The sequence below is a fragment of the Streptomyces sp. NPDC018031 genome (assembly GCF_044327625.1).
In the GTDB taxonomy this organism is placed as follows: domain Bacteria; phylum Actinomycetota; class Actinomycetes; order Streptomycetales; family Streptomycetaceae; genus Streptomyces.
Window position 1 is genome coordinate 159,579 of the sequence record NZ_JBIRFT010000001.1, and the last position, 17,892, is coordinate 177,470.

The 17,892-nt window shown below is 71.8% G+C and carries 17 protein-coding genes, 5 tRNA genes and 1 pseudogene; 7 read left to right on the plus strand and 16 right to left on the minus strand.

Translation table 11 applies throughout. The annotated features are described in order from the left end of the window. Window positions 1-275 precede the first annotated feature (275 nt). On the plus strand, window positions 276-509 hold the full coding sequence (locus ACH4B3_RS00610) for an Lrp/AsnC family transcriptional regulator (protein ID WP_398460518.1): 234 nt from the start codon (window positions 276-278) through the stop codon (window positions 507-509). Between the two features lie 20 nt (window positions 510-529). Further along, on the plus strand, window positions 530-1,021 hold the full coding sequence (locus tag ACH4B3_RS00615; RefSeq protein ID WP_398460519.1) for a DUF3515 domain-containing protein: 492 nt from the start codon (window positions 530-532) through the stop codon (window positions 1,019-1,021). A gap of 73 nt (window positions 1,022-1,094) precedes the next feature. On the opposite strand, the gene ACH4B3_RS00620 is transcribed toward ACH4B3_RS00615, so the two are convergent. The 3 genes from ACH4B3_RS00620 to ACH4B3_RS00630 all read right to left on the minus strand — a co-directional run bounded on the left by ACH4B3_RS00620 (window position 1,095) and on the right by ACH4B3_RS00630 (window position 4,154). Further along, a complete protein-coding gene (locus tag ACH4B3_RS00620; RefSeq protein WP_398460520.1) occupies window positions 1,095-2,243 on the minus strand; it encodes a D-alanine--D-alanine ligase family protein in 1,149 nt (382 codons plus the stop codon). A gap of 178 nt (window positions 2,244-2,421) precedes the next feature. After that, window positions 2,422-3,372 (minus strand): NAD(P)H-dependent glycerol-3-phosphate dehydrogenase, encoded by a 951-nt coding sequence (locus ACH4B3_RS00625; RefSeq protein WP_398461538.1) that lies wholly within the window; start codon window positions 3,370-3,372, stop codon window positions 2,422-2,424. Window positions 3,373-3,419: 47 nt separating this feature from the next. Next, window positions 3,420-4,154 carry a lysophospholipid acyltransferase family protein gene (locus ACH4B3_RS00630; RefSeq protein ID WP_398460521.1) on the minus strand — a complete coding sequence of 245 codons (735 nt, stop codon included), beginning with the start codon at window positions 4,152-4,154 and terminating at the stop codon, window positions 3,420-3,422. A 171-nt stretch (window positions 4,155-4,325) separates the two neighbouring features. Between ACH4B3_RS00630 and cofC the strand changes: the two genes are divergently transcribed. Then, window positions 4,326-4,997: a 2-phospho-L-lactate guanylyltransferase gene (gene cofC / locus ACH4B3_RS00635; RefSeq protein WP_398460522.1), complete on the plus strand. Its 672-nt coding sequence runs from the start codon at window positions 4,326-4,328 to the stop codon at window positions 4,995-4,997. 360 nt (window positions 4,998-5,357) lie between these two features. Next, window positions 5,358-5,561 (plus strand): hypothetical protein, encoded by a 204-nt coding sequence (locus tag ACH4B3_RS00640; RefSeq protein ID WP_398460523.1) that lies wholly within the window; start codon window positions 5,358-5,360, stop codon window positions 5,559-5,561. 190 nt (window positions 5,562-5,751) lie between these two features. Here ACH4B3_RS00640 and ACH4B3_RS00645 read toward each other — a convergent pair whose 3' ends face one another. From ACH4B3_RS00645 to leuC, 4 genes are all read right to left on the minus strand, one after another. Beyond that, the gene (locus ACH4B3_RS00645) at window positions 5,752-6,417 is read right to left on the minus strand and encodes an HU family DNA-binding protein (RefSeq protein WP_398460524.1); all 666 of its coding nucleotides are present in this window, start codon (window positions 6,415-6,417) and stop codon (window positions 5,752-5,754) included. Between the two features lie 125 nt (window positions 6,418-6,542). Next, window positions 6,543-6,788: a hypothetical protein gene (locus tag ACH4B3_RS00650; protein ID WP_398460525.1), complete on the minus strand. Its 246-nt coding sequence runs from the start codon at window positions 6,786-6,788 to the stop codon at window positions 6,543-6,545. A 125-nt stretch (window positions 6,789-6,913) separates the two neighbouring features. Then, on the minus strand, window positions 6,914-7,507 hold the full coding sequence (gene leuD / locus ACH4B3_RS00655) for a 3-isopropylmalate dehydratase small subunit (RefSeq protein WP_398460526.1): 594 nt from the start codon (window positions 7,505-7,507) through the stop codon (window positions 6,914-6,916). 7 nt (window positions 7,508-7,514) lie between these two features. Further along, a complete protein-coding gene (gene leuC / locus ACH4B3_RS00660) occupies window positions 7,515-8,939 on the minus strand; it encodes a 3-isopropylmalate dehydratase large subunit (RefSeq protein ID WP_398460527.1) in 1,425 nt (474 codons plus the stop codon). 142 nt (window positions 8,940-9,081) lie between these two features. On the opposite strand from leuC, the gene ndgR reads away from it, so the two are divergent. Continuing rightward, window positions 9,082-9,798 carry an IclR family transcriptional regulator NdgR gene (gene ndgR / locus ACH4B3_RS00665; protein WP_398460528.1) on the plus strand — a complete coding sequence of 239 codons (717 nt, stop codon included), beginning with the start codon at window positions 9,082-9,084 and terminating at the stop codon, window positions 9,796-9,798. 5 nt (window positions 9,799-9,803) lie between these two features. On the opposite strand, the gene ACH4B3_RS00670 is transcribed toward ndgR, so the two are convergent. Continuing rightward, window positions 9,804-10,292 carry a DUF4188 domain-containing protein gene (locus ACH4B3_RS00670; protein WP_398460529.1) on the minus strand — a complete coding sequence of 163 codons (489 nt, stop codon included), beginning with the start codon at window positions 10,290-10,292 and terminating at the stop codon, window positions 9,804-9,806. 117 nt (window positions 10,293-10,409) lie between these two features. Between ACH4B3_RS00670 and ACH4B3_RS00675 the strand changes: the two genes are divergently transcribed. Next, on the plus strand, window positions 10,410-11,054 hold the full coding sequence (locus ACH4B3_RS00675; protein ID WP_398460530.1) for a MerR family transcriptional regulator: 645 nt from the start codon (window positions 10,410-10,412) through the stop codon (window positions 11,052-11,054). A 78-nt stretch (window positions 11,055-11,132) separates the two neighbouring features. Here ACH4B3_RS00675 and ACH4B3_RS00680 read toward each other — a convergent pair. The 8 genes and pseudogenes from ACH4B3_RS00680 to ACH4B3_RS00715 form a co-directional block, all read right to left on the minus strand. Beyond that, window positions 11,133-11,205 (minus strand) — tRNA-Glu (locus ACH4B3_RS00680). Between the two features lie 21 nt (window positions 11,206-11,226). After that, window positions 11,227-11,298 (minus strand) — tRNA-Gln (locus ACH4B3_RS00685). Window positions 11,299-11,314: 16 nt separating this feature from the next. Next, window positions 11,315-11,387 (minus strand) — tRNA-Glu (locus ACH4B3_RS00690). 61 nt (window positions 11,388-11,448) lie between these two features. Beyond that, window positions 11,449-11,521: transfer RNA gene (locus ACH4B3_RS00695), tRNA-Glu, on the minus strand. Window positions 11,522-11,562: 41 nt separating this feature from the next. Beyond that, window positions 11,563-11,634: transfer RNA gene (locus tag ACH4B3_RS00700), tRNA-Gln, on the minus strand. A 252-nt stretch (window positions 11,635-11,886) separates the two neighbouring features. Beyond that, a complete protein-coding gene (gene gltX, locus ACH4B3_RS00705; RefSeq protein ID WP_398460531.1) occupies window positions 11,887-13,371 on the minus strand; it encodes a glutamate--tRNA ligase in 1,485 nt (494 codons plus the stop codon). After that, window positions 13,364-14,145, minus strand: a pseudogene (locus ACH4B3_RS00710) (fumarylacetoacetate hydrolase family protein). Before ACH4B3_RS00710 ends, gltX begins: the two are co-directional and overlap by 8 nt. Before the next feature lie 85 nt (window positions 14,146-14,230). Next, window positions 14,231-14,410, minus strand: a complete 180-nt coding sequence (locus ACH4B3_RS00715; RefSeq protein ID WP_398460532.1) for a hypothetical protein — start codon at window positions 14,408-14,410, stop codon at window positions 14,231-14,233. A gap of 588 nt (window positions 14,411-14,998) precedes the next feature. Here ACH4B3_RS00715 and ACH4B3_RS00720 point away from each other — a divergent pair. Continuing rightward, on the plus strand, window positions 14,999-17,892 hold a 2,894-nt coding region (locus ACH4B3_RS00720), incomplete at its 3' end, for a nitrate- and nitrite sensing domain-containing protein (protein ID WP_398460533.1).

Genomic DNA, 17,892 nt, shown 5'->3' on the forward strand with positions numbered 1-17,892 from the left:
GGTGTTGGTGTCCTCGGCTTCGCCGTGCCCAGGGCCCGGCCCGTGGTCGCGGAGCCGCTCCCCGGCACCGTCCCCCGGAGAAGTGTGCGCCATTCCGTCACCCCTTCACGATCGTTCCCGGACAGCTCGCGCTCGTTTTCCTGCGTCACTCGCGCACGTTGTGGTGCCGTTCGCCGCGCCGCGCAGGCCGCCCGGGTCTCCCCGCGCCGCTCGGTGACGCGGTACCGTGGCGTCCCTTCTCCCCACATGATCCTCGTAGCCGCCCTGGAGGTTCCGTGGTACAGGCGTACATCCTGATCCAGACCGAGGTCGGCAAGGCGTCGACCGTCGCCGAAGTCATCTCACAGATCCCGGGGGTGATCCAGGCCGAGGACGTCACCGGGCCGTACGACGTGATCGTGCGCGCGCAGGCCGACACGGTGGACGAGCTCGGCCGGATGGTGGTCGCCAAGGTCCAGCAAGTGGACGGCATCACGCGCACCCTGACCTGCCCGGTCGTGCATCTGTAGCTCCCCCGTATGCTCGGCCGGTGAACTTCTCGTCCCGTCGGCTGATCAGTCTTGCCGCCGCCGCGCTGGTGCTGGTGCCGGCGGCGGGTTGCACCTCCACCGACGAGGCCGCCGGACCGGCGGTTCCCACTCCGCCGGCGAAGGCGGTGGCGATGTGCCGGGCACTGCACCGGGAACTGCCCCGGCAGCTGGACGGCCTCGACCGGCGGGAGACCGACCCGGCGTCGGACTTCACCGCGGCGTGGGGCGACCCGGCCGTCGAGCTGCGCTGCGGCGTGCCCCAGCCTGACGTGCTCACGCCCGGCAGCGAAGCGTACAACGCGCTCCCGGACTCCGCCGAGCTGAACGGCGTCGGCTGGGTCATCGAGAAGCAGGACGGCGGCTATCGCTTCACCACCACGCTGCGCAGGGCGTACGTCGAGGTGGTGGTGCCGGACGACTACGCCCCCGAGGTCAACGTGCTGATCGACCTCGCAGGCGCCGTCCGGAAGACCGTGCCGGCCGGGATCTGAGCGCCGGGCCGCCCGGGCCGCGGCGGACCGGGGGTCCCCCGCGGCGCTCCGGTGGCGCGGCCCGCGCGGCGGCTCAGCGCAGGCCGGTGCTGCGGCTCAGCGCGGCCTGCAGCAGGCGGTCCACCAGCTCCGGGTAGCTCACGCCGCTCTCCTGCCACATCCGCGGGTACATGGAGATGGGCGTGAAGCCGGGCATGGTGTTGATCTCGTTGATCACGAACTCGCCGTCGTCCTGCAGGAAGAAGTCGGCGCGCACCAGACCTTCGCAGGACGCCGCCTCGAAGGCCCGCACGGCCAGCCGCTGCACCTCGGCCGTCTCCGCCTCGGTCAGCGGCGCGGGGACGATGCCGGTGGCCGAGTCGATGTACTTGGCCTCGAAGTCGTAGAAGTCGTGGGAGGTGACCGGCGGGATCTCGGCGGGGACGCTGGCGCGCGGTCCGTCCTCGAACTCCAGCACACCGCACTCGATCTCGCGACCGCTGAGCAGCGACTCGATGATGATCTTGGGGTCGTGGCGGCGCGCCTCGGCGACCGCCTCGTCGACCCCGGCGAGCGAGTCGACCTTGGAGATGCCCATGGAGGAGCCCGCGCGGGCGGGCTTGACGAAGACCGGCCAGCCGTGCTCGGCGGCGAAGTCCACGATCTTCTTGCGGGCGGCCGCCGGGTCGCGGTCCCACTCCCGCGGGCGGATCACCTCGTACGGGCCGACCGGCAGCCCGAAGGAGACGAACACCCGCTTCATGTACTCCTTGTCCATGCCGACGGCCGACGCCAGCACCCCGGAGCCCACGTACGGCACCCCGGAGAGCTCCAGCAGGCCCTGCAGCGTGCCGTCCTCGCCGTAGGGGCCGTGCAGCATGGGGAAGACCACGTCCACGTCGCCCAGCACCTTGGGCACGTTGCCCGGCTCGGTGTAGACCACCTCACGGCTGGCGGGGTCGACCGGCAGCAGCACGGTGCCGTCGGCGGACTCGGTGAGTTCGGCGACGCTGGGCAGGCGGCGGTCGGTGATGGCCATCCGCTGCGGGTCGTCGGCGGTCAGCGCCCAACGCCCGTCGGCGGTGATGCCGATCGGCAGCACGTCGTACTTCGTCCGGTCGATCGCGGACAGGACGGCACCGGCGGTGACCACGGAGATGGCGTGCTCGGAGCTGCGCCCGCCGAAGACGACGGCGACGCGCGGCCTGCGGCCTGGGCTGGGAGTGGTGGTGTCGCTGCTCATATCGCGTTGAGATTACCTTGCGGTCGCTTTTCCGTCAGTGACGCAGGGGGCCGGTGTCCGCGGCACCGGGCCCGGCGGCGGGCCCGCGCCCGTCCGGGGGCCGGTGGCGGCGCGGGGTCCGGCGGCCGGCGCGGCGCGGGCCGGCGGGGGGGGCCGGGGCGCCCCGCCGGGTCCGCCGTCAGTGGCGCTCGGGCTTGGCGCTGCGGGACATCAGCTCCTTGAGGGCCACCAGCGGCGGCTTGCCCTCGTGCACGATGTCCACCACGGTCTCGGTGATCGGCATGTCGACATCGTGCCGGCGGGCCAGATCGAGCACCGACTCGCACGACTTGACGCCCTCGGCGGTCTGCCGGGTGACCGCGATGGTCTCCGCCAGGGTCATGCCGCGCCCGAGGTTGGTGCCGAAGGTGTGGTTGCGGGAGAGCGGCGAGGAGCAGGTGGCGACCAGGTCGCCCATGCCGGCCAGGCCCGCGAAGGTGTGCGCGTCGGCGCCCATCGCCAGCCCGAGCCGGGTGGTCTCGGCCAGACCGCGGGTGATCAGCGACGCCTTGGCGTTGTCGCCGAGCCCCATGCCGTCGGCGATGCCCACGGCGAGCGCGATGACGTTCTTCACCGCCCCGCCCAGCTCGCAGCCCACCACGTCGGTGTTGGTGTACGGGCGGAAGTACGGCGTGTGGCAGGCGGCCTGGAGGCGCAGGGCCACGCCCTCGTCGCGGCAGGCGACCACGGCGGCGGCGGGCTGGCGGGCCGCGATCTCCTTGGCGAGGTTGGGGCCGGTGAGCACCGCGACCCGGTCCGGGGACGCTGTGCCGACCTCCTCGATCACCTCGCTCATCCGCTTGGCGGTGCCGAGTTCCACGCCCTTCATCAAGGAGACCAGCACGGTGTCGGAGGGCAGCAGCGGCACCCAGCCGGCCAGGTTGGCACGGAGCGTCTGGGAGGGCACGGCGAGGATCGTGAACTCGGCGCCGTCCGCCGCCTCGGCGGGGTCGGTGGTGGCCCGGACCGACCGCGGCAGCTCGACACCGGGCAGGTAGTCGGGGTTGGTGCGGCCGCTGTTGATGGCCTCGGCCAGCTCCGGGCGGCGGCCCCACAGGGTCACCTCGCAGCCGGCGTCGGCGAGCACCATGGCGAAGGCGGTCCCCCAGGACCCGGTGCCGTACACCGCGCAGCGCGTCACTTGCCCCCCTCCCCGGCGTCGCGGGCCTTGCGGTGGTCGTACGGCTCGGCGGGCGCGGGTTCGTCCCGCAGCTCGGCGAGGAGTTCGGTGATGGCGGCCATGATGGCGTCGGTGGCGGCGCGCAGCACCTCGGCGGTCGGCTCCTGGCCGTAGAACTCGGACAGGTCGACGGGGGGCCCGGCGACCACCCGGAGGGTCTTGCGCGGGAGGAGCCGGACCCGCTTGCGCTTGGCGTACGGCGGCACCGCCTCGTTCGCCCCCCACTGCGCGACCGGGATGACCGGGGCCTTGGTGAGCAGCGCGACCCGGGCGGCGCCGGTCTTGCCGCGCATCGGCCACATGTCGGGGTCGCGGGTGAGGGTGCCCTCCGGGTAGAACGCCACGCACTCGCCCTTGTTGATCGCGTCGACGGCGGCCCGGAAGGCGTTCGCGGCGTCGGTGGACTCCCGGTAGACCGGAATCTGCTTCAGACCCCGCAGGAAGGTGCCGACGAAGCTGCCCTTGAAGAGGCCGGCCTTGGCGAGGAAGCGCGGCACTCGGCCGGTGTTGTACTGAAAGTGCGCATACGACAGTGGGTCGAGATACGAGTTGTGATTGATCGCCGTGATAAATCCGCCTTCAGCGGGAATGTTCTCCATTCCTCGCCAGTCCCGCTTGAACAGAACCACCAGGGGCGGTTTTACCAAGACCGCAGCCATGCGGTACCAGATGCCGATTCTGCGGCCGGACACTCGCCAACACCCTCTCTGAAACCCTGCTGACCTGCTGCCTTCACTCGCCCCCGCAGCCGCACAAGTGTCGCTCCCGGTAGCCGCAGTGTCGAGGACACCGTATCCGGAGCGGGTGTCCGGTGGCTGCGGCAGCAGGCGAGAATGAGGCCCGTGCGGAGAATTGGAGCGCCCTTGACCTGGACCCTGGTGGTCCCGCTCAAGCCCTTGTCGCAGGCGAAGAGCCGGCTCGACGGCGGTGTGCCGGAAGGCTGGCGGCCCGATCTCGCGCTGGCGTTCGCCCAGGACACGGTGGGTGCCGCACTGTCCTGCCGGCGCGTCGGGGGTGTGGTGGTCGTCACGGACGATGCGCGCGCCGGGTGTGCGCTGTCCGCCTTGGGCGCACGGATCGTGCCGGACGCCCCCGGACCGTCGGCGGACGGGCTGAACGCGGCGCTGGCGCACGGCGCGCGGGTGGTGCGGGCGGCGCTTCCCCAGGCGCCGGTGGCGGCGCTCAACGCGGATCTGCCGGCCCTGCGGGCGGCGGAGCTGGACCGGGTGCTGCGCGCCGCCGCGGGCGCCGGTCGGGCCTTCCTGGCGGATGCGGCGGGGATCGGGACGACGCTGCTGGCGGCCGGCGCGGGCGTGGAGCTGGCGCCCGCCTTCGGTGGGCCCTCGCGCGCCCGGCACCTCGCGTCGGGCGCTCGTGAGCTGGGTCTTTCCGCGGTGGACAGCGTGCGGCAGGACGTGGACACGGTGCCGGACCTGCGGGCCGCGCTGCGGCTCGGCGTCGGTCCGCACACCTCCGGCCTGCTGGCCGCGTGGTGCCCGGACCCGCAACCGCCGGCGCACACCGCGCCCTGCTGAGGCCGTCGCGCCCGGCCGGGCGCCGGTGGTACCGCCGTCCGGGCCCGGGGCCGCGGCGCCCCGCCGGTCCGCGGCCGACCGGCGCGCGCCGGCATGCCGACCAGGGCGCCCTGCCGACCACGGCGACCGGTTGACCGCGGCGCCCGGCCCGAGGCTGATCACCGCGCCCTGCCGGGGCGCGACGGTCCGGAGGCGTGGGCGGCGCCGGAGCGCCGCCGGCTCCCCGGGCCCGAGGTCCTCCCGCCCGCTGCGGCCGCGCTCCCCGCCCGCCGGGGCCGGCGCCGCCCGGAGGTGACCCCGGGCCGCCCTTCCTCCCGCACGGTGGCACCGGACTTCCCGCCGGGGGATACGCTGCCGGGTATGCAGGCAACCGCGTACACGTACGACCCCGAGACCCGCGCCGGCAGCGTGCTGCTGGACGACGGAACTCCGCTGCCCTTCGACGCGGTGGCCTTCGACGCGGGCGGCCTGCGCCTGCTGCGCCCCGGTCAGCGGGTGCGGATCGAGGTGGCCGGCGAAGGCGCGGAGCGCCGCGTCACCTTCCTCACCCTGCAGACCTTCTGACCCGCGGGCGGCGCGCGCCGCCGGGCCGGGCTGCCGCCCGGTCCGTCCGCGGGTGACCGCCCGGCTGCCGCCGCGGCCCGTGCGGCCGGCCCGCGGAAGGCCGCACCAGACCGGCCCTGCCTGGGAAAACACCGCGGGCCGGGCTCTTCGGAGAGAGCCCGGCCCGGCGCGGGACGCAGCCCGCCCGCGATCACTTCTTGCGGGCGGTGGTGGCCTTCTTGGCGGTGGTGGTCTTGCGCGCGGTGGCCTTCTTGGCCGGCGCCTTCTTCGCCGTGGCCTTCTTGGCGGGCGCGGTCTTCTTCGCGGCCGTGGTGGCCTTCTTCGCGGTCGTCTTCTTCGCCGCGGCGGCGGTCGTCTTCTTCGCCGTGGTCTTCTTCGCCGCGGCGGTGGTCTTCTTCGCGGCGGCCGTGGTGGCCTTCTTCGCCGGAGCCGCCTTCTTGGCGGCTGCGGGGGCGGCCTTCTTCGCGGCGGCCTTCTTGGCGGTCGCCTTCTTGGCCGCGGCCTTCTTCGCGACGGCGCCGACCTGGAGGCTGCCCTTCGGTGCCTTCTTGACGGACACCTCGCCGCCCTTGGGCAGCTTCTTGGAGCCGCTCACCAGGTCCTTGAAGCCCTGCCCGGCGCGGAAGCGGGGCACCGAGGTCTTCTTCACCCGGACGCGCTCACCGGTCTGCGGGTTACGGGCGTAACGCGCCGGGCGGTCCACCTTCTCGAACGAACCGAAGCCGGTGACCGAAACTCGATCCCCGGCGACGACCGCACGCACGATCGCGTCCAGTACCGCGTCGACCGCGTCGGCGGCGTTCTGCCGGCCGCCGAGCTTGTCGGCAATCGCTTCTACGAGCTGCGCCTTGTTCACGTCTTCCCCTTCGGAGACATCGCCGGAACGAATGTGTTCAAGCTTTTTCGCACGTTAGGCAGATATATACCGCAAATCAAACACGAAACGGGCTAATCACCCTTGTGCCGCAACGAACTCGACCGTCACGGACTTCCGTCGCCGCCGAGGTCTTCGGGGAATCGACCCGCGTCCAGGTCGTCCATCAACCGGTCCAGACGCCGAGCCGCGTCCGCCAGATCGTGCTTCGACGCTGCCGTGATGACCAGCAGCTTCCGGGACAGCGCCATCCGTACGCCCTCCGGGACTTGCAGTGCGCGCACCCTTGTGTGCGCTTCCTTCAAGCGGGCCGCGACGGCCGCGTAGAGCTCGAGTTGGCTGTCGCGTTCCATGCGGTGATTGTGCCATCTGCGGCGAGTTGTCGCCTCATGGGGCCTCAACACGCCGATGCGTCGCCGGTCCTCTGACCGGCGACGCATCGTGTCAAACGTGTTCCGTGCAGGGAGAACCGGGGGGCTCAGACCTCAACCGTGGTGGGCTTGAAGGAGGGTCGGCGGGCCTCGAACGCGGCGATCGCGGCGTCCTCCCGGAGGGTCAGACTGATGTCGTCCAGCCCTTCCAGCAGGCGCCATCGCGCGTTCTCGTCAAGGTCGAAATCGGCCGTGATTCCTTCGGCCCGGACCTGGCGGTCGACGAGGTCCACGGTGATCTCGGCCCCCGGGTCGGCCTCCACCAGCTCCCACAGCCGGTCCACCGTCTCCTGCGGCAGCACCACGGTCAGCAGACCGTTCTTGAGCGAGTTGCCGCGGAAGATGTCGGCGAAGCGGGAGGAGATCACGGCCTGGAAACCGTAGTTCTGCAGCGCCCACACCGCGTGCTCGCGGGAGGACCCGGTGCCGAAGTCGGGACCCGCCACGAGCACCGTCGCGCCCCGGTGCGCCTCCTGGTTCAGCACGAAGCCGGGGTCCTTGCGCCACGCCTCGAAGAGCCCGTCCTCGAAGCCGTCACGGGTGACCTTCTTGAGCCAGTGCGCGGGGATGATCTGGTCGGTGTCGACGTTGCTGCGGCGCAGCGGGACGGCCCGGCCGGTGTGCGTGGTGAAAGCTTCCATGGTGATCTCAGACTCCGGCGGGCGTGGGGACGTCGGACAGGTCGGCGGGCGAAGCCAGGTGGCCGAGCACCGCGGTGGCGGCGGCGACCTGCGGCGAGACCAGGTGGGTCCGGCCGCCCTTGCCCTGCCTGCCCTCGAAGTTGCGGTTGGAGGTGGACGCCGAGCGCTCGCCCGGGGCCAGCTGGTCGGGGTTCATGCCCAGGCACATCGAGCAGCCCGCGTGCCGCCATTCGGCGCCGGCCGCGGTGAACACCTTGTCCAGGCCCTCCTCGACCGCCTGCAGCGCCACCCGCACCGAGCCGGGGACGACCAGCATCCGGACCCCTTCGGCGACCGACCGGCCGTCCAGGACCGCGGCCGCGGAGCGCAGGTCCTCGATCCGGCCGTTGGTGCAGGATCCGACGAACACGGTGTCGACGGCGATCTCCCGCAGCGGCTGACCGGCCGTCAGCCCCATGTACTCCAGCGCCTTCTCGGCCGCCAGCCGCTCACTGGGGTCGGCGTAGGCGGCCGGGTCCGGCACCGACGCCGACAGCGGCGCGCCCTGGCCGGGGTTGGTGCCCCAGGTGACGAACGGGGCCAGCGAGGCGGCGTCGATGACCACCTCGTGGTCGAAGACGGCGTCGTCGTCGGTGCGCAGGGTACGCCAGTACGCCACGGCCGCATCCCAGTCCGCACCCTTGGGGGCGTGCGCGCGGTCCTCGAGGTAGGCGAAGGTGGTCTCGTCCGGGGCGATCATGCCGGCCCGGGCGCCCGCCTCGATGGACATGTTGCACACGGTCATCCGGGCTTCCATCGACAGCTTCTCGATCGCCGGGCCCCGGTACTCGATCACATAGCCCTGGCCGCCGCCGGTCCCGATCCTGGCGATGATCGCCAGGATCAGGTCCTTGGCCGTGACACCGTCCGGCAGCTCGCCCTCGACGGTGATCGCCATGGTCTTGAACGGCGCCAGCGGCAGCGTCTGGGTGGCCAGCACGTGCTCGACCTGGCTGGTGCCGATACCGAAGGCGAGCGCGCCGAAGGCGCCGTGCGTGGAGGTGTGGCTGTCGCCGCAGACCACCGTGGTGCCGGGCTGGGTGAGGCCCAGCTGCGGTCCCACCACGTGGACCACGCCCTGCTCGACGTCGCCCAGCGGGTGCAGCCGCACGCCGAACTCGGCGCAGTTCTTGCGCAGCGTCTCCAACTGCGCCCGGGAGACCGGGTCGGCGATCGGCTTGTCGATGTCGAGGGTGGGGGTGTTGTGGTCCTCGGTGGCGATGGTGAGATCGGTGCGCCGCACCCGGCGGCCGGCCTTGCGGAGGCCGTCGAAGGCCTGCGGACTGGTCACCTCGTGCAGCAGGTGCAGATCGATGAAGAGCAGGTCTGGCTCGCCCTCGGCGCGCCGGACGACGTGGTCGTCCCAGACCTTCTCCGCCAGTGTCCGTCCCATCGCTTTCCCTCCGACCGGCCGCATCGCCGGCCCAACTCGTGCCGTCTGCGTGCCCTGGTCCGCGGGCCCGCACTTCCTACAGTGGCGGGTTCCCCGGAATATTGAACTTGCGTTTCACAGTGTGAGACGCAAGTATCGTTGCATGGACAACTCTAGTGGCGTCGGCGTTCTCGACAAGGCGGCTCTGGTTCTGAGCGCTCTGGAGTCCGGTCCGGCCACCCTCGCGGGGCTGGTCGGAGCGACCGGGCTCGCGCGCCCCACGGCGCACCGGCTCGCGGTCGCGCTCGAACACCACCGCATGGTGGCGCGCGATATGCAGGGCCGGTTCATACTCGGCCCCCGGCTCGCCGAGCTGGCGGCGGCGGCCGGCGAGGACCGGCTGCTGGCCACGGCCGGCCCGGTACTCACTCACCTACGCGACGTGACCGGCGAGAGCGCCCAGCTCTACCGGCGCCAGGGCGACATGCGCATCTGCGTGGCGGCGGCGGAGCGGCTGTCCGGACTGCGGGACACCGTCCCGGTCGGCTCCACCCTGCCCATGAAGGCCGGCTCCGCGGCCCAGGTGCTGATGGCCTGGGAGGAGCCCGAGCGCCTGCACCGGGGGCTCCAGGGGGCCCGTTTCACGGCCACCGCGCTGTCCGGCGTACGCCGCCGCGGCTGGGCCCAGTCGATCGGCGAGCGGGAGCCGGGCGTGGCGTCGGTCTCCGCACCCGTCCGCGGCCCCTCCAACCGCGTGGTGGCCGCGGTGTCGGTCTCCGGCCCGATCGAGCGGCTGACGCGCCACCCGGGCCGGATGCACGCCCAGGCGGTCATCGACGCCGCGGCCCGGCTCAGCGAGGCGCTGCGCCGCAACGGCTGACCGCCTCAGCCGGCCCGCAGCCGGTCGGCCGCGCGCTCGCCGCGCCGGCCGATCGGCACCACTCCGCCTCCGGCCCGGCCCAGGCCGAACTCCGGCATGTTGATGTAGACCGACTCATGGCGGCCGGCCGGCACCAGATACGTCTCGTGCCAGAAGCCGACCTTGCCCTTCCCGGCCTTCAGCCTGCGGTTGAACGCCGCCCACGCGGGCCGGTGCAGCCGGTCCGGGGCGGACGCGTAGGCGAGCAGCTTCTCCGACGACTCCCAGTACTGGGCGACGTAGATCACCCGCGGCGGCCCGAACAGCAACTGGTGGTGGAGCAGCCCGCTGTCCGGGTCCCGGGAGAGCTCCTTGAGCATCTTCGGCATCGCCGAGAAGACCGGCCACCAACTGCGCACCGCCCGGAAGTCGTTGATGCGCATGCCGATGACGAACAGGGTCACGTCCCCCTCGGTCGCCGCCGTGTGCCGGCCGGGAATCACTGCGTTGCCCACTGATCCGCACCTTTCGGTCCGCTCGGGTAAACGGCGGACGCCGACGGCGCACGCCATTGGATAGCGTCACTATCCATGATTGGATAGTGCCACTGTCCAATAGGAGGCGCAAGAGGAATGCGACTGGCGGAGCTGAGTGAGCGCAGCGGGGTACCCACCGCGACGATCAAGTACTACCTGCGGGAGCGACTGCTGCCACCGGGCACCCGGGTCACCGCGACCCAGTCCGAGTACGGCGAGGACCACCTGCGCCGGCTGCGGCTGGTGCGCGCGCTGATCCAGGTGGGCCGGATGCCGGTGGCCACCGCCCGCGAGGTCCTCGCGGCGACGGACGACGAGACGCTGGACCAGAACACCCGGCTCGGCGCGGCCGTCTGGGCGCTGCCGCACGGCCCGGAGCCGGACGAGGACGATCCCGCCACGGCCGCCGCCCGCGGCCAGGTGGACACGCTGCTGGAGCGCCTCCAGTGGCAGCACAGCCTGGACTCCGGCGCCGCCGCCCCCGCGTACGGGATGCTGGTGGCCGCCGTCGCCACCCTGGCCCGGCTCGGCTACCCGCACGCCACCGACCACCTGGAGTTCCAGGCCCGGCTCGCCGGCCGGCTGGCCGAGGCCGATCTGGACCTGGTGGAGACCTACCGGACCCCCGCGGAGCGCATCGAGGCGGCCGTGGCGCTGACCGTGCTCTACGAGCCGGTGCTGCAGAGCCTGCGGCGGCTGGCCCAGGCCGAGGAGTCCACCCGGCGGTTCGGCGGGAAGTAGCGGGGCGACCCCGGAGACAAACGAAACCGAACGAAGCGGGGCCCTCCACCGCAGTGGAGGGCCCCGCTTCTTCGTGTGTACCCCCGACCGGATTCGAACCGGCGCTACCGCCTTGAGAGGGCGGCGTGCTAGGCCGCTACACAACGGGGGCGAGGATCTTGAACAGATCCAGCTGGGCTACCAGGACTCGAACCTAGACTAAATGAACCAGAATCACTCGTGCTGCCAATTACACCATAGCCCATGGTGGTATAGACCAGTACCCCCGACCGGATTCGAACCGGCGCTACCGCCTTGAGAGGGCGGCGTGCTAGGCCGCTACACAACGGGGGCCCTAGCGATCCTGCGTCGTGGTCACCGGGAGCGACCCGGGTGATCACGCGAGAAGGATCTGTACCCCCGACCGGATTCGAACCGGCGCTACTGCCTTGAGAGGGCAGCGTGCTAGGCCGCTACACAACGGGGGCTTGGTCCTGCTGGGACAGAAGACCTTGACGAAGATCTTCTGCTGGGGTACCAGGACTCGAACCTAGACTAAGTGAACCAGAATCACTCGTGCTGCCAATTACACCATACCCCACCAAAACTCAACCCCCTGCGGGGTTTTGTTTGGTTACGCCTCCCGCTCCGGCCTTTCGGCCCGCCCGGGCGGCGCAGGAAGAACATTACCTGATGCCGGACGGCCCACCAAAACGGGTATCCGCGCGGGTCGCCCGCGCCCCCGCGTACGGCCGCCCCGCCGCGCCGGCGACCACCGCGCCGGCGGTCCCGGAAGCCGCCGAGGGGCGGTGACCGGTCCGGTCACCGCCCCTCGGCGGACATGCGGCGGCGGTCAGCCGGCCAGCCTGGCCAGGGCCGCGTCGATGCGGGACAGCGTGCGCTCGCGTCCCAGGACCTCCAGGGACTCGAAGAGCGGCAGGCCGACGGTGCGGCCGGTGACCGCGACGCGGACCGGGGCCTGCGCCTTGCCGAGCTTGAGCCCGTGCTCCTCGCCGGCCGCCAGGACGGCCGCCTTGAGCGCCTCGGCGTTCCACTCCGCGGCGCCCAGCTTCTCCCGGGCGGTGGCCAGCAGGGCGTCCGAGCCCTCCTTCATCGCCTTGGCCCAGGACGCCTCGTCCGCCACCGGCTCCGGCAGGAAGAGGAAGTCGACGTTGGCGGTGATGTCGGCGAGGACCGTCAGTCGGGTCTGGGCGTGCGGGGCGATCGCCTCGAAGGCGGCCCGGTCGAAGTCCTCCGGGGCCCAGTAGGCGTGCGGGGCCTTCAACCACGGCTCACAGGCCGCGATGAAGTCCTTGGTGTCCAGCCGCCGGATGTGGTCGGCGTTGATCGCCTCGGCCTTCTTCAGGTCGAAGCGGGCCGGGTTGGCGTTGACGTCCCCGATGTCGAACGCCGCCACCATCTCCTCGACCGAGAAGATGTCCTGGTCGGCGGAGAGCGACCAGCCCAGCAGCGAGAGGTAGTTGAGCAGCCCCTCGGGGAGGAAGCCACGCTCCCGGTAGAGGTTGAGCGAGGACTGCGGGTCCCGCTTGGAGAGCTTCTTGTTGCCCTCCCCCATGACGTACGGCAGATGGCCGAACGCGGGGGTGGTGCCGTTGCCCACCCCGATCTCGGCGAGCGCCCGGTACAGGGCGATCTGGCGCGGGGTGGAGGAGAGCAGGTCCTCGCCGCGGAGCACGTGCGTGATCTCCATCAGCGCGTCGTCGACCGGGTTGACCAGGGTGTACAGCGGGGCGCCGTTGGCCCGGACGATGCCGTAGTCCGGCACGTTCTCCGGCGTGAAGGTCAGCTCGCCGCGCACCAGGTCGGTGAAGGTGACCGGCTCGTCGGGCATCCGGAAGCGCACGATCGGGGTGCGGCCCTCGGCCCGGTAGGCCGCGATCCGCTCCTCGTCGAGTTCGCGGCACTGGCCGTCGTAGCCGGAGGGCCGGCCGGCCGCGCGGGCGGCCTCCCGCCGGGCGTCCAGCTCCTCGGTGGTGCAGAAGCACTCGTAGGCGTGGCCGGCCTCCTGGAGCCGGCGCGCGACGTCCGCGTAGATCTCCATGCGCTGCGACTGCCGGTAGGGCTCGTGCGGGCCGCCGGTCTCGGGGCCCTCGTCCCAGTCGAAGCCCAGCCAGCGCATCGCCTCCAGCAGCTGCCGGTAGGACTCCTCGGAGTCCCGCGCGGCGTCGGTGTCCTCGATCCGGAACACCAGCGTGCCGCCGTGGTGGCGGGCGAAGGCCCAGTTGAACAGGGCCGTGCGGACCAGACCCACATGGGGGTTGCCGGTCGGCGAGGGGCAGAAACGTACGCGTACAGGGGCGGAGGTTGCGCTATCCACGCTTGATCACCTTGTTGGTGAGAGTGCCGATGCCTTCGATGGTGACGGCGACCTCGTCGCCGACGACCAGGGGTCCGACGCCCGCCGGGGTGCCGGTGAGGACGACGTCGCCGGGGAGCAGCGTCATCGCCTCGGTGATGTGCACGATCAGGTCCTCGATCGAGCGCACCATGTCGCTGGTCCGGCCCAGCTGGCGTTGTTCGCCGTTGACGGTGCACATGATGCCGAGGTCACCGGGATCGAGTTCGGTCTCCACCCAGGGACCCAGCGGGCAGGAGGTGTCGAAGCCCTTGGCCCGCGCCCACTGCTTCTCACGCCGCTGCACATCGCGTGCGGTGACGTCGTTGGCGCAGGTGTAGCCGAAGATCACGTCCTTGACCCGGTCCCGCGGGACCTCCCGGCACATCCGGCCGATCACCACGGCCAGCTCGGCCTCGTGGTGCACCTCGTCGGAGAAGGGGGGTAGGCGATGGGGTCGCCCGGGCCGATCACCGCGGTCGAGGGCTTGAAGAAGGCGACCGGGACGTCCGGAACGTCGTTGCCCAGTTCGGCGGCGTGCTCGGCGTAGTTCCGGCCGATGCCGACGATCTTGTTGGGGAGGGTGGGCGGCAGCAGCCGCACCTGGCTCAGCGGGATCTTCGCACCCGAGCGTTCGAAGTCGCCGTAGGGGATGCCCTTGATGACGTCGAGGACGGGGCCGCCCTCGGTCGAGGCGTCCCCTTCCACGACTCCGTAGGCGACGTTGCCGTCGAGGGAGAATCTGGCGATGCGCACGGGAGCCGCGCCCTTCACTGATGCTGGCCGGAGACTGACGCTCCAGGCTATCGCGGGGGTGGCGCGCTCCCCGCTGCGCCACTCGTCAGGCGTCCGGCGCCTTCATCAGGACCGTCCGGCGGGGGTTCGCGGTGCTGGCCGGGAGGTCGACGGGGTGCTCCGGCTGCTGCGGGACGGCGGCCTGCAGTTCGCCGCCGTCCTTCAGGTGCGCCAGGGTGGTGCGCCGCGGGTTGGCTATGTTGCGGGACGTCATCGTCGTCTTCACGGTGGCTGGACCCCTGCTGGTGTGTGGTGCGGACGGTTGTCGTCCGGGCTGTCTCTGTAAAGCGTCAGGCTAGACGCGCCTATGCCCACCGATCGGGGGAGAAAGTCCTGACCGGCATGTGAGTTTGCTCACGAATCATTGGGCGAATGTCACAAATAGGGCACCAATTCCACAGAGAAGAAACGGACATTGCACCTCTGAAGCACACGTTCCGCTCTCGATCATGACTAGCGGGACACCCTCCCAGGGCGCCCCATTGGGCGAGAAAAGTCCGTTATCACCGACACGACTTTCTACGTCCCGTAATGCCACCCGTACTGAGGGTCACGCGCATCACAGGGTTGGGCCTCGCCCTTGTTGCAGACTCCGGCACTGTGCTGGAATTCCACGGACCGCCGCAAGATTCAGCCCGGCGCGCAGGGGGCGCAACACGAAGAGAGACGCCGTGCGGCGGTGGCTCTCCTCTTCATGACATGAAAGGTGTGCGCGCCGGTCACTCACGACCGCTACGGGGGGCCGCGGTCCCCATCGACGACACCGTTCCACCGGACCATCGGTGGAACGCCTGGTCCAGAGGTTGCGACGCTAGTGCAGGGACGTTTCAAGAGGGAAAGCAACGCTTCGGCGGACCCGGAGCCGCGCGGGACCGACCGCGGCTCCTCGCCTCAGCGCGCCCAGGGCACCGGCCGCACGCCGGGCGAGACCGGTGCGGAGGTGACCCCGCCCGCCACGCAGCCGAAGCCCTCCGCCGAGGCCGGGAAGACGGCACGGCCGCAGCCGAAGGGGCCCACCGGGCCCGGCTCCCGCCTGGCCCTGCGCAACTGGCGCATCAGCACCCGACTGGTCTCACTGCTCGCCCTGCCCGTGGTCGCGGCGACCAGCCTCGGCGCGCTGCGCATGCAGAGCTCCCTGGAGAACATCGAGCAGCTGGACCACATGAAGCTGCTCACCGAGATGACGCAGCAGGCCACCCAGCTGGCCGACGCGCTCCAGGAGGAGCGGGACAAGTCCGCGGGCCCGCTCGCCGGCGACGGCAACGAGAAGAACGACCGGGTCATCGCCACCCGGGAGAACACCACCCGGGCCATCGAGGCGTTCACCAAGGCCGCCGACGAGCTCGACGCCAAGGACTCGGCGCTGGACGGCGTCCAGGCCACCCTGGTCGACATCAGCCAGCAGCTGCAGAAGATCCGGGGCGTCCGGGACGAGGCGTACGACAACCCCGAGTACATCTCGCAGACCGTCATCAGCTACAACGAGATGATCACCTCGCTGCTGGCGCTGTCCCAGGACATGGCGCAGGCCACCAGCAACCGGGACATGATCACCAACACGCGTGCGCTGGCGACCTTCTCCGCCGCCAAGGAGTACGCGTCGATCCAGCGTGCGCTGATCAGCGCCGCCCTGGCCAATCCGGACGGCCCGCACCTGTCGGCGAACGACAAGCGGTACGGCACCTCGGCGCTGGACAAGGAAGGCGACGCCCTCGGCCGGTTCACCCACTTCCACCGCAAGGGCTCCTCGGACCTGCTGGAGCCGCTGAGCCTCCCGGACATCACCGCCGCGGACAAGTACGCGCAGCGCGTCATGCGGGACGGCGGCGACCGCGGCCTCACCTCCGAGGACCGCTCCTCGCTGGACTGGTACGACCAGGACACCATCAAGATCGAAGCGATGTCGAAGATCGAGCAGACGCTTCTGAGCGAGATGGAGCAGAAGGCCCGCGAGCTGCGTGACGAGGCGGAGCAGGACGCCATCCTCAACGGTGCGCTGATCCTGCTGGTCCTCGGTGTCTCGCTGGTGGGCGCCTTCGTGGTCGCCCGCTCCATGGTCCGTTCGCTGCGCCGTCTGCAGGACACCGCGCAGGACGTCGCCCAGAAGCGGCTGCCGGAACTGGTCAAGCAGCTGTCGGAGTCCGATCCGCAGGACGTGGACACCTCCGTGGAATCGGTCGGTGTGCACAGCCGGGACGAGATCGGCAAGGTGGCCGCGGCCTTCGACGACGTGCACCGCGAGGCGGTCCGCCTCGCCGCCGAGCAGGCGCTGCTGCGGGGCAACGTCAACGCGATGTTCACCAACCTCTCCCGCCGCAGCCAGGGCCTCATCCAGCGTCAGCTGTCGCTCATCTCCGAACTGGAGTCGCGCGAGGCCGACCCGGACCAGCTGTCCTCGCTGTTCAAGCTCGACCACCTCGCCACCCGTATGCGCCGGAACGGCGAGAACCTGCTGGTTCTCGCCGGTGAGGAACCCGGCCGCCGGTGGACCCGCCCGGTGCCGCTGGTCGACGTGCTGCGGGCCGCCGCCTCCGAGGTGGAGCAGTACGAGCGCATCGAGCTGAGCGCGGTCCCGGCCACCGAGGTCGCCGGCCGGGTGGTCAACGACCTCGTGCACCTGCTCGCCGAGCTGCTGGAGAACGCCACCTCGTTCTCCTCGCCGCAGACCAAGGTCAAGGTCACCGGCCACGCCCTGCCGGACGGCCGGGTGCTGGTCGAGATCCACGACACCGGCATCGGCCTCTCCCCCGAGGACCTGGCCGCGATCAACGAGCGGCTGGCCAGCCCGCCCACCGTGGACGTCTCGGTCTCCCGCCGGATGGGTCTGTTCGTGGTCGGCCGCCTGTCGCTGCGCCACGGCATCCGCATCCAGCTGCGCCCCTCCGACTCCGGTGGCACCACCGCGCTGGTCATGCTCCCGGTGGACGTCGCCCAGGGCGGCAAGAAGCCCGGTCAGGCCGGCGCTCCCGGCGCCGGCAAGCCCGGCGGTCCGGCGGCCAAGGACCCCTCGAACGGCGGCGGCACCGGGCTGATCGGGGCCGCGCCGCCCCGGCGCCAGGTCCCCGGCGGCGGGGCGCGCCCCGCGCTGCCCGGGGCCGGCGGCCTGCCCACCCGGCCGGTCTCCGGCGGCGACCGCCCGGCCGCGCCCGGCGGCGGAAGCCTGTTCGACGCGGGGCGCCCGGGCAACGAGCCCCGGCCCGCCCCGGCGGCCGGCCCCGGTGGCCGTCCGGCCCTCCCGGTCCGTGGTGACGGGCCGTCCGTCGCCCCGCCGACCGGTGCCCCGGCCCGTGCCGAGGCGGACCGCGACCGGGGTGGCCGACCGCAGCTCCCGCAGCGGGACGCGGCACCGGAGCTCCCCGCCCCGCAGCAGCCCGGCACCAGCTGGGGCGCCCGGCGGGCGGCGGCCGGCGACAACGACGACTGGCCCTCCACCTCGCGGGACGCGCTGGACGCCCCCCGCGGTCATGACGACGTCGACGGCGAGCCGCGGGAGTCCCTGTTCAGCCGCCCGCAGCGGGACGGCGGCCGGGGCCCGGCCGACACCGGCCAGTTCCCGCGGCCCGGTGGCGCCCCGCAGGGCGGTCCGGGTGACACCGGGCAGTTCGCCCGTCCGGAGCTCGGTCAGGACCCGGGCAGCACCGGGCAGTTCCCGCAGCCGCGGCTCGGCGACACCGGCACCCATCGCCTCCAGGGCGGACCCGGCGACAC

What these genes read in the sequence shown, in the direction of transcription:
- ACH4B3_RS00620 (WP_398460520.1), bottom strand. Translation starts at nt 2,243, where the DNA reads ATGAGCAGCGACACCACCACTCCCAGCCCAGGCCGCAGGCCGCGCGTC.
- ACH4B3_RS00625 (WP_398461538.1), bottom strand. Translation starts at nt 3,372, where the DNA reads ATGGTGCTCGCCGACGCCGGCTGCGAGGTGACCCTGTGGGGCCGCCGC.
- ACH4B3_RS00640 (WP_398460523.1), top strand. Translation starts at nt 5,358, where the DNA reads ATGCAGGCAACCGCGTACACGTACGACCCCGAGACCCGCGCCGGCAGC.
- ACH4B3_RS00650 (WP_398460525.1), bottom strand. Translation starts at nt 6,788, where the DNA reads ATGGAACGCGACAGCCAACTCGAGCTCTACGCGGCCGTCGCGGCCCGC.
- leuD (WP_398460526.1), bottom strand. Translation starts at nt 7,507, where the DNA reads ATGGAAGCTTTCACCACGCACACCGGCCGGGCCGTCCCGCTGCGCCGC.
- leuC (WP_398460527.1), bottom strand. Translation starts at nt 8,939, where the DNA reads ATGGGACGGACACTGGCGGAGAAGGTCTGGGACGACCACGTCGTCCGG.
- ndgR (WP_398460528.1), top strand. Translation starts at nt 9,082, where the DNA reads ATGGACAACTCTAGTGGCGTCGGCGTTCTCGACAAGGCGGCTCTGGTT.
- ACH4B3_RS00675 (WP_398460530.1), top strand. Translation starts at nt 10,410, where the DNA reads ATGCGACTGGCGGAGCTGAGTGAGCGCAGCGGGGTACCCACCGCGACG.